This window comes from Pseudomonas sp. TE3899 (assembly GCF_056279105.1).
Map to the genome: position 1 here is coordinate 4,450,592 of NZ_JBWBQR010000001.1, position 14,577 is coordinate 4,465,168.

At 60.3% G+C, this 14,577-nt stretch carries 12 protein-coding genes and 3 pseudogenes; 12 read left to right on the forward strand and 3 right to left on the reverse strand.

From position 1 onward, the window contains the following. Positions 1-68: 68 nt before the first annotated feature. Together ACZ89E_RS20230 and ACZ89E_RS20235 are read right to left on the reverse strand one after the other, a co-directional pair. On the reverse strand, positions 69-371 hold the full coding sequence (locus tag ACZ89E_RS20230; protein WP_123402505.1) for a cell division protein ZapA: 303 nt from the start codon (positions 369-371) through the stop codon (positions 69-71). Further along, positions 368-598 (reverse strand): hypothetical protein, encoded by a 231-nt coding sequence (locus tag ACZ89E_RS20235; RefSeq protein WP_008149645.1) that lies wholly within the window; start codon positions 596-598, stop codon positions 368-370. The genes ACZ89E_RS20230 and ACZ89E_RS20235 overlap by 4 nt, the downstream gene beginning before the upstream one ends. A gap of 340 nt (positions 599-938) precedes the next feature. Here ACZ89E_RS20235 and ACZ89E_RS20240 point away from each other — a divergent pair. From ACZ89E_RS20240 to trxC, 9 genes and pseudogenes are all read left to right on the forward strand, one after another. Continuing rightward, positions 939-1,595: pseudogene (locus ACZ89E_RS20240) on the forward strand (MCP four helix bundle domain-containing protein); the annotation flags it as partial. A gap of 303 nt (positions 1,596-1,898) precedes the next feature. Continuing rightward, a pseudogene (locus ACZ89E_RS20245) lies at positions 1,899-2,498 on the forward strand (methyl-accepting chemotaxis protein); the annotation flags it as partial. Positions 2,499-2,790: 292 nt separating this feature from the next. Beyond that, entirely contained in the window at positions 2,791-4,533 is a 1,743-nt protein-coding gene (locus ACZ89E_RS20250) for a potassium/proton antiporter (protein ID WP_149659208.1), read from the forward strand. Positions 4,534-4,567: 34 nt separating this feature from the next. After that, a complete protein-coding gene (gene mscK, locus ACZ89E_RS20255) occupies positions 4,568-7,948 on the forward strand; it encodes a mechanosensitive channel MscK (RefSeq protein WP_476256323.1) in 3,381 nt (1,126 codons plus the stop codon). A 48-nt stretch (positions 7,949-7,996) separates the two neighbouring features. Beyond that, positions 7,997-9,460 (forward strand): protein adenylyltransferase SelO, encoded by a 1,464-nt coding sequence (gene selO, locus ACZ89E_RS20260; protein ID WP_476256324.1) that lies wholly within the window; start codon positions 7,997-7,999, stop codon positions 9,458-9,460. 42 nt (positions 9,461-9,502) lie between these two features. After that, a complete protein-coding gene (locus ACZ89E_RS20265) occupies positions 9,503-9,841 on the forward strand; it encodes a DUF7716 domain-containing protein (RefSeq protein ID WP_476256325.1) in 339 nt (112 codons plus the stop codon). Positions 9,842-9,927: 86 nt separating this feature from the next. Further along, on the forward strand, positions 9,928-10,464 hold the full coding sequence (locus ACZ89E_RS20270; RefSeq protein WP_149659204.1) for a hypothetical protein: 537 nt from the start codon (positions 9,928-9,930) through the stop codon (positions 10,462-10,464). Between the two features lie 118 nt (positions 10,465-10,582). After that, entirely contained in the window at positions 10,583-10,996 is a 414-nt protein-coding gene (locus ACZ89E_RS20275; RefSeq protein ID WP_476256326.1) for a hypothetical protein, read from the forward strand. Positions 10,997-11,132: 136 nt separating this feature from the next. Continuing rightward, positions 11,133-11,567, forward strand: coding sequence for a thioredoxin TrxC (gene trxC, locus ACZ89E_RS20280; RefSeq protein ID WP_149659202.1), 435 nt, complete (start codon positions 11,133-11,135; stop codon positions 11,565-11,567). 126 nt (positions 11,568-11,693) lie between these two features. On the opposite strand, the gene ACZ89E_RS20285 is transcribed toward trxC, so the two are convergent. After that, on the reverse strand, positions 11,694-12,464 hold the full coding sequence (locus ACZ89E_RS20285; protein ID WP_054053184.1) for a ParA family protein: 771 nt from the start codon (positions 12,462-12,464) through the stop codon (positions 11,694-11,696). A gap of 355 nt (positions 12,465-12,819) precedes the next feature. Here ACZ89E_RS20285 and ACZ89E_RS20290 point away from each other — a divergent pair, with 355 nt between their 5' ends. The 3 genes and pseudogenes from ACZ89E_RS20290 (at position 12,820) to ACZ89E_RS20300 (ending at position 14,572) form a co-directional block, all read left to right on the forward strand. Continuing rightward, positions 12,820-13,545 carry a beta-ketoacyl synthase chain length factor gene (locus ACZ89E_RS20290; protein ID WP_476257063.1) on the forward strand — a complete coding sequence of 242 codons (726 nt, stop codon included), beginning with the start codon at positions 12,820-12,822 and terminating at the stop codon, positions 13,543-13,545. Further along, positions 13,521-14,331: pseudogene (locus ACZ89E_RS20295) on the forward strand (lysophospholipid acyltransferase family protein). Before ACZ89E_RS20290 ends, ACZ89E_RS20295 begins: the two are co-directional and overlap by 25 nt. Continuing rightward, a complete protein-coding gene (locus ACZ89E_RS20300; protein ID WP_149659199.1) occupies positions 14,312-14,572 on the forward strand; it encodes a phosphopantetheine-binding protein in 261 nt (86 codons plus the stop codon). The pseudogene ACZ89E_RS20295 and the gene ACZ89E_RS20300 overlap by 20 nt, the downstream one beginning before the upstream one ends. Positions 14,573-14,577: the final 5 nt, after the last annotated feature.

A 14,577-nucleotide genomic window follows, 5' to 3' on the forward strand; every position in this document is an offset into this window, starting at 1 on the left:
CTGCAACAGCCGTGCCGATTGTATACAACGCAAACGACAATTTTATTCTTTGGTTGTGCGCAAACTGATCAGGCCTGATTGATCGTCTTGGCGATTACTTCAACCGTGGCGCTGACTTGCTCTTGGTAACGGTCGAGTTCCTGCTGGTGCTGCTTTTTCATTTCGATCTGCTGGGAGCACAGATTCATCGCCGCCAGCACCAGCAAACGATCACCGATCAACGTCGGGTATTTGCGTTTGGTGTCGGCCAGGGCAGCCTTCAACATCATGGCGGCGTCCAGCAGGGTTTGCTCTTCCCCGGCCGGCGCCTTGATCGAATAGTCCTCCCCCAGGATCGAGACGACTTTTACCCCTGCGGCGCCCTGATTCATGCGCTGACAGGGCCGGCGCTGACGCGCTCGACCAGGGCCTGGATGCGGGCGGCGGTGGCGCCTTGTTTCTCTTCCTGTTCCATCAGGCTCAGTTGCAGGCTTTCGTTTTCATCCTTGGCCTGGGCCAGTTCGGCGCTCAGGGTCTGGTTGGTGCCGAGCAGAGTCTGGTTCTGTTGCACCAGGTCGCTGACCAGTTGTTCCAATTGACTCAGGGATGCTTCCAACATTTTGATTTTCCAAGCTTTTTCAAAGGGCGCGTACGATAAAGAAAAGTCACCACGGATGCCAGGGTTATTGGGGCGCAAGGCCTTGATTTTCCTGGCGGGCAACCTTGCTCGCGAGCTTTAAAGACTGTGATTGGCGGATCTGGTTCCTGCACTTCGTCGCCGCAACCCGCGTGCGACAAATACGCGCAGGGGCTCAAGACTTTAGTCGTAGAACCGATAAGTCACTCATACAGCAGTCTCAGCCCCGCACGGATGCGCTTTCACGGTAAACACCATGTCCCTTCGTAATATGAATATCGCGCCGCGCGCGTTCCTCGGTTTTGCCCTGATTGGCGCCCTGATGCTGATTCTGGGTGTGTTCGCCCTGAACCAGATGAGCAAAATTCGCTCGGCCGGCGAAGACATCGCCAACGCCAGCGTGCCGAGCATCAAGAGCCTGGACGAGTTCACCCAACTGACCCTGCGCCTGCGCGTGCTGTCCTACCGTTTGCTGATCAACCGCGAACCGGACGTGCAGCAGAAAACCATGGACCTGTTCGAGGTGCGTAACCAGCAGATCCGCGACGCCCAGCGGGTTTACGAACCATTGATCGACGGCCCGCAGGAACGTGCGGCTTATGATCAGTACGTGCAGTTGCTGGCGCAGTACCGTCAACTCGAAGACCGGATGAAGAGCCTGTCGCGCAACAACCAGATCGATGAGTTGCGCAGCATGCTCAACACCGAACTGCTGGCCAACTCTGAGGCGGTCAACAATGCCTTGGCGAAGCTGCTGGAGATCAATACCCAGCAGATTGCCGCGACCGATCAAGGGGCGAGCGATCAGTATTCGTCGTCGTTTAACCTGGTGATCACACTGCTGGTGATCGCCACCGGCCTGACCCTGCTGTTCGCCTGGCTGCTGACCAACAGCATCACCAAGCCCATCGCCAACGCCTTGAGCGCTGCGGAAGAAATTGCTGAGGGCAACCTGACACGTCCGATTACGGTCGATGGCGAAGACGAAGCCGGTCGCTTGCTGGCGGCCATGTCGAAAATGCAGGACAAGCTGCGCGATACCCTGCAGCGGATTTCCGGCTCGGCCACGCAATTGGCCTCCGCCGCTGAAGAGCTGAACAGCGTCACCGACGAAAGCGCCCGTGGCCTGACCCAGCAGAACAACGAAATCGAACAGGCCGCCACCGCAGTCAATGAAATGACCAGCGCCGTGGAAGAAGTCGCGCGCAACGCGGTGAGCACGTCCGAAGCCTCGAAAAACGCCACCACTTCCGCCGGTGACGGCCGTGACCTGGTGCAGGAAACCGTCAGCGCCATCGAACGCATGAGCGCCGATGTGCAGAGCACCGCGACCCTGATCGGCGATCTGGCCAACGAATCCCGCGACATCGGCAAAGTGCTGGACGTGATTCGTGGCTTGGCCGACCAGACCAACTTGCTGGCCCTGAACGCCGCGATCGAAGCGGCCCGTGCCGGTGAAGCCGGGCGTGGTTTTGCGGTGGTGGCGGATGAGGTTCGTGCCTTGGCGCACCGTACCCAGCAGTCCACCAGCGAAATCGAACGCATGATCGGCAGCATCCAGAGCGGCACCGAACACGCGGTGGATTCGATGCGTAACAGCACCGAGCGCGCCGAGTCGACGTTGAACATTGCCCGTGGTGCCGGGATGTCGCTGGACACGATCAACAGTGCGATTGTCGAGATCAACGAGCGCAACCTGGTGATCGCCAGCGCGGCCGAAGAGCAGGCGCAGGTGGCTCGCGAGGTTGACCGCAACCTGGTGAACATTCGCGATCTGTCGGTGCAATCGGCGACCGGGGCGAATCAGACCAGTGCGGCGAGCAATGAACTGTCGCGGTTGGCGCTGGACCTGAACAACATGGTTGGGCGGTTTAGCCTCTAAACGAAGATCGCATCACTGCCGGAAAGATCGCAGCCTCGTTTCACTCGACAGCTCCTACAGGTTGATTGATCGTTCCCACGCTCTGCGTGGGAATGCAGCCCGGGACGCTCCGCGTCCCATCAAGAGCCGATCGCGGAGCGTCCGTTGAGGCATTCCCACGCAGAGCGTGGAACCGATCGACACCACACCGTCAAAACCTTTTTGACAGCATCACATTTCAACAGGTTAGAATCGCTGGCACGCAGACTGCATGGTCAGTTTGTCCGCCTTTCAGCTTTCTGGAGTATTGCCTTTGAATGCGACGACCATCAACAGCCTGTTCTTGATCGGCGCGTTGCTGGTAGGTGCAAGCATTCTGGTGAGTTCCCTTTCGTCCCGCCTCGGTATCCCGATTCTGGTGATTATCCTGGCCGTGGGCATGGCCGCTGGCGTCGACGGCGGCGGCATTATTTTCGATAACTACCCCACGGCTTATCTGGTCGGCAACCTGGCGTTGGCCGTCATCCTGCTCGACGGTGGCTTGCGCACCCGGGTCTCCAGTTTCCGCGTGGCGTTGTGGCCGGCGCTGTCGCTGGCCACGGTCGGGGTGTTGATCACCACCGGGCTGACCGGCATGGCCGCAGCGTGGCTGTTCAACCTGAACATCATCCAGGGCTTGCTGATCGGCGCCATTGTCGGCTCTACCGACGCCGCAGCGGTGTTTTCGCTGCTGGGCGGCAAGGGCCTGAACGAACGGGTGACCGCCAGCCTCGAAATCGAATCCGGCAGCAACGACCCGATGGCGGTGTTCCTCACCGTGACCCTGATCGACATGCTCGCCAGCGGCCAGACCGGCCTGCACTGGAGCCTGCTCGGTCATCTGGTGCGTGAATTCGGCATCGGCGGCGTGATCGGTTTGGGCGGCGGCTGGGTCATGCTGCAACTGGTGAACCGCATCAACCTGGCCAACGGCCTCTACCCGATCCTGGTGATTGCCGGCGGCCTGCTGGTGTTCGCCCTGACCAACGCCTTGCACGGCAGCGGCTTCCTCGCCGTTTACCTGTGCGGGCTGGTGATCGGCAACCGCCCGGTGCGCAGCCGCCACGGCATTCTGCACATGCTCGACGGCATGGCCTGGCTGGCGCAGATCGGCATGTTCCTGGTGCTGGGCCTGCTGGTCACGCCCCACGACTTGCTGCCGATCGCCCTGCCCGCTTTGGGCCTGGCGCTGTGGATGATCCTGTTCGCGCGGCCGCTGTCGGTGATGGTCGGCCTGCTGCCGTTCAAAGCCTTCCATGGTCGCGAAAAAGCCTTCATTTCCTGGGTCGGCCTGCGCGGCGCGGTGCCGATCATTCTGGCGGTGTTCCCGCTGATGGCCGGGCTGCCGCACGCCCAGCTGTATTTCAACCTCGCGTTCTTTATCGTGCTGGTGTCGCTGCTGGTACAGGGCACAAGCCTGCCGTGGGTCGCCAAACTGCTGAAGGTAACCGTCCCACCGGAGCCGGCACCGATCTCCCGCTCGGCGCTGGAAGTTCACGTCACCAGCGAGTGGGAGCTGTTCGTTTACCGCCTCGGCGCCGAGAAATGGTGCATCGGCTCGCCCCTTCGTGAACTGAAAATGCCCGAAGGCACCCGTATCGCGGCGCTGTTTCGTGGCCAGCAACTGCTCCATCCGTCGGGTAGTACGGTGCTGGAAGTCGACGATTTGCTCTGCGTGATCGGCCATGAACACAACTTGACGGCCCTCGGAAAACTCTTCAGCCAGGCACCGCAACGGGGTCTGGATTTGCGTTTCTTCGGCGACTTCGTGCTCGAAGGAGACGCCCAGTTGGCCGCGGTTGCTGCGCTGTACGGGTTGAAAGTCGAAGGCATCGATCCGGACATGTCCCTGGGCCGCTTCATTGCCCAGAAGGTCGGCGGTGCACCGGTCGTGGGCGACCAGGTGGAGTGGAACAACACCATTTGGACGGTCGCGGTCATGGAAGGGAACAAGATCGGCAAAGTGGGCGTCAGATTCCCCGAAGGAAGTCGCCCGGGTCCCGGACTCTTCCTCTAAACTGCCATTCTTTTCACCTGATCGATCGGTCTCTATGCCAACCCTGCGCTCTTTGTTTGCCATTGCCCTGCTGGGCTTGAGTCTCTCCATCGGTACCTTGCAAGCGGCGGAACCGCCGTCCAGCGAAGCCGTGCAGGGCAGCCTGGACCGGATCGCCGAGCGCAAACTGCCGGAAGCCGATCAAAAGGCGCTGCAAAACATCCTGCAGAGCACGCTGACCCAGCTCAACAGCAAGCGCGATTACGATCAGAAACTGATCGATCTGAAGCAACAACTGGCCACCGCGCCCAAGCAGAACATTGAAAACCAGCGCGAACTGGCCCGGCTCAAGGGCACCAAGGTCGTGCCGATCGAGCAACGCTACGCCAATTCGTCGATCCAGCAACTCGAACAGATGCTGACCGAGCGTTCCACCCAACAAGGCAATCTGCAAAAAGCCCTGGCCGACGCCAACAGCCTGATCATCACCGCCCAGACCCGCCCCGAGCGCGCCCAGGCGGAGATCGCCGGCAGCCAGACGCGTATCCAGCAGATCAACAACATCCTCAAGGCCGGCAAAGACAACGGCAAGGCCTTGAGCATCGAGCAGCGTGACCAGCTCAACGCCGAACTCGCGGCGCTCAACGCGCTGATCCCGCTGCGCCGCCAGGAACTGGCCGGCAACAGCCAGTTGCAGGATCTGGGCAACAGCCAGCACGACTTGCTCTCGGAAAAAGTCGCGCGCCAGGATCAGGAAATCCAGGAACTGCAAACCCTGATCAACCAGAAGCGCCTGGCCCAGTCCCAAGAGACGGTGACCCAACAGTCCATCGAAGCGCAGAAGTCCGGCAGCAGCAGCCTCCTGGCCACCGAAAGCGCGGCCAACCTCAAGCTCTCGGACTACCTGCTCAAAAGCACCGACCGCCTCAACGAAGTCACCCAGCAAAACCTGCAAACCAAGCAACAGCTGGACAGTGTGACCCAGAGCGATTCGGCCCTGGACGAGCAGATCAACGTGCTCAAGGGCAGCCTGCTGCTGTCGAAGATTCTCTATAAACAGAAACAGGCCCTGCCGCGCCTCAAGCTCGACCGCGACCTGGCGGACCAGATCGCCGACATTCGTCTGTATCAATTTGAAGTCAGCCAACAGCGCGAACTGCTCAGCAACCCGGCGACCTATGTCGACAACCTGCTGGCTACCCAACCGCCGGAGCAAGTCACCCCGCAGTTACGCAAGAACCTGCTGGAGCTGGCCAATACCCGTGCCGACCTGCTGGAACGCCTGAACCGGGAATTGAGCGCGGTACTCAACGAATCGATCACCCTGCAACTCAACCAGAAACAATTGCTCAGCACCGCGCAAAGCCTGCGGGCGACCCTCGACGAGCAGATGTTCTGGATCCCCAGCAACAAACCGCTGGACCTGGAATGGATGCACGCCGTGCCGGAGCGTCTGCAACGGCAAGTCACCACGCTGCCATGGACCTCGAGCCTGAGCGAATTGAGCGATGGCCTGGTTCAGCGACCGCTGCTGTTCCTGCCCCTGGTGTTGCTGATCGGTGCCCTGCTGTGGCGCCGCAAGAGTCTATATGCCCGCCTGAACAAGGTTCACCAGGACATCGGCCACTTCAAGCGTGACAGCCAGTGGCATACGCCCCAGGCGATCCTGATCAATATCCTGCTGGCGATGCCGGTGGCGCTGGGCCTGGCCTTGTGTGGCCTGGCCTTGCAGATCGACGCCCGTGGGCAGAACGCCAATATGGGCGCGGCACTTCTGCAAATGGGCCAGGCCTGGCTGGTGTTCTACACCGCCTACCGGATCCTCGCGCCGGGTGGCGTGGCCGAATTGCACTTCCGCTGGGAAAAACCCCAGGTCGAATTCCTGCAAGGCTGGGTCCGGCGTCTCGGGCTGGTCGTGATGGCTCTGGTTGCGGTGGTGGCCGTCGCCGAATTGCAACCGGCGGCACTGGCCGATGACGTGCTGGGCATGCCGGTAGTGCTGACCTGTTATGCCTTGATGGCCTGGCTGCTCGGTCGCTTGCTGATCAGCAGCCCGACCCATGAGAGCGCGTCGCTGTTCCGCAAGGCCGTGGGGATCATGTTCACCGTCCTGCCGGTCGCGCTGTTCGTCGCCGTGTGCTTCGGCTACTACTACACCGCGCTGAAACTCAGCGACCGGTTGATCAACACCTTGTACCTGCTGATGTTCTGGCTGGTGATCGAAGCCACGTTCGTGCGCGGCCTGAGTGTGGCGGCGCGGCGCCTGGCGTATCAGCGTGCCCTGGCCAAACGCCAGGCGGCGAAAGAGGCTGGCGAAGGCGAAGCGGTGATCGAAGAGCCGACGCTGGACATCGAAAAGGTCAACGAACAGTCGCTGCGCCTGATCCGCCTGGCGCTGCTGGCCGGCTTCATCGCGGCGCTGTATTGGGTCTGGTCGGACCTGATCTCAGTGTTCTCGTACCTGGACAACGTGACCCTCTACGAATACACCAGCGGCACGGGCGCCAACTTGAGCATGGTGCCGATCAGCATCGGCGACTTGCTCGGCGCGCTGATCATCATCGGCATCACCTTCGCCCTGGCGCGCAACTTGCCCGGGCTGCTGGAAGTGTTGGTGCTGTCAAAGCTGAACCTGGCCCAGGGCAGCGCCTACGCCACCACCACCTTGCTGTCCTACGTGATCGCCGGCGTTGGTTTCGTCTCCACCCTGTCCACCCTCGGCGTCAGTTGGGACAAATTGCAGTGGCTGGTGGCCGCGCTCTCGCTGGGTATCGGTTTCGGGATGCAGGAGATTTTCGCCAACTTCATCTCCGGCATCATGATCCTGTTCGAACGCCCGGTGCGGATCGGCGACACCATCACCATTGGCAACCTGTCCGGCACGGTGAGCAAGATCCGCATTCGTGCCACGACCATTACCGACTTCGACCGCAAGGACATCATTGTCCCGAACAAGACGTTCATCACCGGGCAACTGATCAACTGGTCCCTGACCGACACCATCACCCGGGTGACCCTCAAGCTCGGCGTCGACTACGGCTCGGACCTGGACCTGGTCAAAGCCTTGTTGCTGCAAGCCGCCCGGGAAAACCCGCGAGTGCTCAAGGAACCCGAGCCACACGTGTACTTCCTGAACTTCGGCGAAAGCACCCTCGACCACGAGTTGCGCATGCATGTGCGCGACCTCGGCGACCGGAACCCGGTGCTCGATGAGGTCAACCGCTTCATCAACCGCGAGTTCAAGAAGCAGCACATCAACATCTCGTTCCGGCAGATGGAGGTGTACCTGAAGAACCTTCACGGCCAGGAATACAAGTTGGTACCGGTCGAGGAAGAGAACAAAACCATCATCTCCCGCGAAGCGCCCCGTGACGCGCCCCTTGAGTCCACGCCCGACGTTCCGGAACAAGAGCCGCCTCCGACCAAACTCGACTAACCGCCTTATCCCTAGCAGAATGCTCGGACATTCTGCTGGAGATGGCCGTTGAAAGCCCTCGACGAACTGACCTTCGACAATCGCTTCGCCCGCCTGGGCGATGCGTTCTCAACCCACGTGCTGCCCGAGCCCATCGCTGCGCCGCGACTGGTGATCGCCAGCCCCGCCGCCATGGCGCTGCTGGACCTGGACCCGGCCGTGGCCGAGACGCCGGTGTTCGCCGAACTGTTTGGCGGGCACAAGCTCTGGGCCGAAGCCGAACCCCGGGCGATGGTCTATTCCGGGCATCAATTCGGTTCCTACAATCCGCAACTGGGCGATGGCCGCGGTTTGTTGCTGGGCGAGGTGTACAACGAAGCGGGCGAGCACTGGGACTTGCACCTCAAGGGCGCCGGTCAGACGCCCTACTCTCGGATGGGCGATGGACGAGCGGTTTTGCGTTCATCGATCCGCGAGTTTCTCGCCTCCGAAGCGCTGCATGCCCTGAACATTCCGACCACCCGCGCCCTGTGCGTGATCGGCTCCGATACGCCGGTATGGCGCGAGAAACAGGAACGCGCGGCCATGGTCCTGCGCCTGTCGCCGAGCCACGTGCGCTTCGGCCATTTCGAATATTTCTACTACACCAAGCGCCCCGAACAGCAAAAGGCTCTCGGCGAACACGTGCTGGCCATGCACTTCCCCGAATGCCTGGAACAGCCGGAACCCTACCTGGCGATGTTCCGCGAAATCGTCGAGCGCAACGCCGAACTCATCGCCAAATGGCAGGCCTACGGCTTCTGCCACGGGGTGATGAACACCGACAACATGTCGATCCTGGGCATCACCTTCGACTTCGGCCCGTTCGCCTTCCTCGACGACTTCGACGCCAACTTCATCTGCAACCACTCCGACGACCAGGGCCGCTACTCCTTCAGCAACCAGGTGCCGATCGGCCAGTGGAACCTCAGCGCCCTCGCCCAGGCCCTGACGCCGTTCATCAGCGTCGACGCCCTGCGCGAAACCCTCGGCCTGTACCTGCCGCTGTACCAGGCTCACTACCTCGACCTGATGCGCCGCCGCCTCGGCCTGACCACCGCTGAAGATGACGATCAGAAACTGCTGGAGCGTCTGCTGCAATTGATGCAGAACAGTGGCGTTGATTACACGCTGTTCTTCCGTCGTTTGGGGGATGAATCAGCCGAGTTGGCCGTCGCTCGCTTGCGTGATGACTTCGTTGATATCAAGGGCTTTGATGCCTGGGGCGAGCAGTATGTGGCCCGGGTTGGCCGCGAAGGTCCGCTTGATCAAGAACAGCGCCGGGTTCGGATGCATGCGGTTAATCCGCTGTACATCCTGCGCAACTACCTGGCGCAGAAGGCCATCGATGCGGCGGAGAGCGGTGACTACTCGCAAGTTCGTCGCCTGCATGCGGTGCTGAGCAACCCGTTCGAGGAGCAAGCCGGGATGGAAAGCTACGCCGAGCGGCCGCCGGAGTGGGGCAAGCATCTGGAGATCAGTTGTTCGTCGTGAGATCCATCAGGTAAACGCTTACTCAATGAACAGGGACGTTCCATGCATTACCAACAGCATCTCAGCGTCGGCGAACTGATCGCGATACTCAGAAAACAGGAAAAAACCCTGCATTTCTGTGTCTATGGCGCTCAGGACTCCAGCACCATCACCTTGCAGACCTTGTGCGTGATCGACGCCTTTCCCCAGATCACCGACAACGACGAAGAAATTTACCCGGACTTTGTCGTCCACCAAGGGCTGGAGTTCTGGTTCAGCGACGAACTACTGGAGGATGTGGTGATGAGCGCGTTGCACCACAAACCGTCAGTGACAGACTCCGAACTGCTCAAAGCAATCGGGCATTACGCCGAGCACGATTGCTTCATGAATTTCGACTGATCCCTTTCCAGTAAACCCGTGAAATTTCACGACAAGGACGTTCCCGTGCCTTTCTGTAACACCCCGCAGCAGGATGAGGTATTGGTGTGATCAGCAAAAGCGATCTTGAAGGGCTGCTGATCCTGGGTTTTGGAGTGATCGTGCTGCTCAAGGTGACTCCCATTGCCTGGGAGTATTTTTCCTTGGCCCTAACGACCCGAAGCGTAATCAGGAACGCCGTGCCGGTTCGTCAACTAAGCGACGAAGAAAGAGCCGCGCTCGCATTTCTTGGTGGTCCCGCCAGGTTTTATGTTGATTGGGTCGGCGTCACGCAACTGCCGCTGCACAAACTGGCCACCGCGCAAGGCGCGAAAGCTGCGGTTTATCAACTACGCGGGCCGTTAGGCGGATGGGGCTACCAGATGCACCCGGGGGGCGAGGTGCATTACGCGATACAAGGTGCAGAAGTATTTATGCCGCTCGAAGACATTACCGTCTGCACGACCAAGGACAACATTGTCGAGGTCGTGTTCTGCAAAAAAATCGGGGTCATCCTCACCTGCAATAACCAGTACTCCATTGTCGACACCAGCGATAAATGGCAGATATTGTTTCAATCACGCAAGGACGGCCCGTCGTCGTGATGATCCCCTTCTGGTGAAAAGGACTTCGCCACCCACGACCCGCATTCGACCGCACCCCCCACTGATGTGCTGGTCGGTCAAGGTCCAGACCCGGCCGACCGGAGCATGGAATATCGCCATGTCGGTACTTGTTCTGCCAGGAATCGTCGTTCTGGCCAACAGCCTGTATGAAAGCCACTTCGGCCCACCCGGCCATGGGGGGAAATCCGTGCTGTTCAACAGCGTCTTTGGCGTGACCTGGCTGCTGATCATGGGCTACTTGTGGGTCATGATGGGTCGCCGCAAGACCGTCCACCACTACAGCATCCACCACTGGCTAGGGCTGGACATTGAGGCGCGCTCGGAGATCTCGGTGCCCTGGAGTTCGTATCAGCGAGTGCTGATCGATCGCCCAAACAACCGGGTTGTCGCGTGTCAGGCGGACCGCAATGACAGGTTCGATGTGCATCTGCCGGAACACTTGCTGGATCGCTTCCTCAGCATCCTGGGCTCGTTGCTGCCAGACACCGCGCTGTTCATACAAAACCGCTGATTTCGCGCACCTGCCCTGGACCTCATTGCCAGTCTGAGTGCGCCAGTCCACGGTAGTGGATCTCTCAGGCAACTTGATATTCGCCCGCGCGCCACCATCTACCCTGCTTCTTATCGATTTTTGCGGAGCCGCACGCATGTCCGAGCCACTGCTAATCCCCTGCCCCCACTGCAACGGCCTCAACCGCATCCCCGCCGAGCGCCTCAGCGATCATCCGAAATGCGGGCGCTGCAAGGCCGGGGTGTTGCTGAGCAAGCCTTTCGAATTGAAGCAAGGCGATTACGCCAGCCAGATCAAGGGTGATCTGCCGTTGCTGGTGGACGTGTGGGCGGAGTGGTGTGGGCCGTGCAAGTCGTTTGCGCCGGTGTTTGAGCAGGCGGCGGGGCAGTTGGCGGGGAAGTGTCGATTGGCCAAGCTTGATAGTGAGGCGAATCAGCAGTTGTCGGCGCAGTTGGGGATTCGCTCGATTCCGAGCCTGATTCTGTTCAAGAACGGCCGGGAAGTGGCGCGCCAGAGCGGGGCGTTTCCGTTGCCGCAGTTGATGAGCTGGTTGCGTAGCCAGGGGATTTGAACGAGATCTCGAAAACACCGCGAAACCGTAGGAGCGTGGCTTGCCCGCGAAGGCGAACTGACATTCAACGACAGCGTTGAATGTTAAACCCTCTTCGCGGGCAAGCCACGCTCCTACAAAGGGCAGTCAGGCGTTTTCCAGCAAATTGTGCAACTCGACAAACTGCTGCGTCAGCTTGTGCCGCGGGTCGAGGTGGATCAGCGGCGTATTGGCCTGGTGCGATTCACGCATGCGAACCGAGCTGCCCAAGTACACCGGCAGCACCGGCAGGCCTTCGGCGATCAGTTCGTCGAGGATTTGCTGAGGCAGGCTCGCACGGGCCTGGAACTGATTAACCACAATGCCTTCGACTTCCAGCCCTTCGTTGTGGTCTTCCTTCAACTCTTCGATTTCCGCCAGCAGGCCGTACAACGCTTGACGCGAAAAGCTGTCGCAATCGAACGGGATCAGCACCCGATCAGCGGCAATCAACGCCGACACCGCATAGAAGTTCAGCGCCGGCGGGGTGTCGAGGTAGATCCGGTCGTAGTCTTCGCTCAACTCATCCAGCAGTTTGCGCAGCTTGTTGATCTTGTGTTTGGCCTCAAGCTTGGGCTGCAAGTCGGCCAGTTCGGCGGTGGCGGTGATGACGTGGAGGTTATCGAACGGAGTTTCGTAGATATCCACCTGGTTTTTCTTCGAGAACGGCCCGGAAGACAGGGTCTGCTTGAAGAAATCGGCAATGCCCATGGGGATGTCATTGCCGGTGAGGCCGGTCAGGTACTGAGTGGAGTTGGCCTGAGCATCGAGATCCACCAACAGGGTGCGATAGCCCTCGCTGGCACTGACCGCTGCCAGATTGCAGGCGATGCTGGATTTACCCACACCGCCTTTCTGATTGAACACCACGCGCCGCATGTCAAAACCTCCGTGTACCAAAGAATGACCGAGTGTAGTAGTCCAAAGCGCTGCTTAGCTACCTCGCGGGCATGGGGACTACACAGTCAGACGTAATCTCCTGGCGAAAAAGCCGCGAACTCGTCGGTTGATTGCAGACAGGGACGACAGACTTGCTTGCCGCAACGTGGATAATGGCCAAACGACAGCTTTTTCACGAACCAAGCGGTACATTTGTTTGCGCAAACTGTAACCAGTATTTGCTACACGCCGGCCGCACCGGGATAATGCGCGCCACTCGGCGTTAAGCGCCACGTCAGGTCGGCTGTGGATTTTGCGACCGGCCCGTCAAGGAAAGCCCGCAGGGGCGGGATGAATCTTTGTGATCAACTTCAACATCGCCCAATGGCGCGCATGGGCCCCTGGGCTCGAAAGCGTGGACGATTGGCAGGCCTGGAGCCGACAACCGGTCGCACTCCCATGCAGCGATGCCGCCCCCGATGTGTCGCTCCTGCCGGCCATGCAGCGTCGTCGACTCAGTCGCCTGGCGCGGATGGCCTTCAGTGTGGGCTGGCCGTTGGCCGATGGTCGGCGGGACCTACCGTTGGTCTTTATTTCCCGTCACGGCGAAACCCCACGCACCTTCGACATTCTCAGTGACCTGGCGGCCGATCAGCCGCTGTCACCGACCCAATTCAGCCTGTCTGTGCATAACGCGGTCATCGGCCTGTGGTCGATCATGCGCGGCGAAACCAGCGAGATGACGGCCCTGGCCGCCGCTGGCGACGGCCTTGAACACGGCATGCTTGAGGCCGCGGCGCTACTTTCCGAGGGCGCGCCCGCCGTTCTGCTGGTGGTTACTGAAGAACAACCGCCCAAGGCCTACTCGGCCTGGATCGACGATGTGCCCTTCCCTTATGCGGTCGGTCTGCTGCTCACCCCCGGCACCGACTGGCAGCTGTCCCTGAACAGCAACCCGGATGCACTGTCCAACGCTCACTGGCCCCATGCCCTGAATCTATTGCGTACCCTGCTCGGCCAGCAGTCAACCTGCCAACATGCCTGGAAAAATCGTGTATGGACCTGGCAACGCAACCTGTAGCCGATAAAAACCGCGACGCCTATTACTGGCGCCTGCTGGCCACCGCCGTGAGCTTCACCCTGTTCGGGTTGGGCGGGCTGTGCCTGCGGCTGCTGGTTTTTCCGCTGCTCGGCTGCCTGCCCGGCGATGCCCAGGCCCATCGGCTGCGGGCGCGCAAAACCGTCAGTCGCTGTTTCTGGTTTTTTGTCCGGTTCATGGCCCGCGCAGGAGTGCTGACCTACGACATCCAGGGTGCGGAAAAACTCGGCCGTGCGGGGCAGATGATCATCGCCAACCACCCGTCGCTGATTGACGTGGTGTTCCTGATCGGCCTGGTGCGCCACGCCAACTGCGTGGTCAAAAAAAAGCCTCTGGGAGAACCCCTTCACCCGCGGTCCACTGCGCAGCACCGAATACATCAGCAACGATGGCAGCATGGACATGCTCGACGCCGCGGCCGATGCCCTCAAAAGCGGCCAGACCCTGATCATTTTCCCCGAAGGCACGCGCACCCAACCCGGCCAGGCGCCAGCCTTTCATCGGGGTGCCGCGGCCATTGCCCTGCGCGGTGCGAAAATCCTCACCCCGGTGATCATCAAGGTCAGCCCGAGCACATTGACCAAGGCCGAGCCCTGGTATCGGATACCAAAACGTCGCGTGCACTTCAGTTTCCGTGTGGGTGCCGATATAGACCCACAAGCCTTCGCCGCGCAAGGCGCTCCCCCGCAGGCTTCGCGCAAGCTCAACGACTATCTGCATCACTACTTTATTAAGGAGCTCGCCGAAGATGAGCGATCTGCACCGTGACATAAAACTACTGATCATCGACGCCCTGGGCCTCGAAGACATCAGCATCGACGACATCGGCGACGACCAGACCCTGTTTGGCGAAGGCCTGGGCCTGGACTCGGTCGACGCCCTGGAACTCGGCCTGGCGATCCAGAAAAAGTACGGCATCAAGATCGACGCCGACGCCAAGGACACCCGTAATCACTTCACCAACGTGGCGAGCCTTGCGGCGTTCGTCACTGCAAAACAGGCAGCTTGAGACCG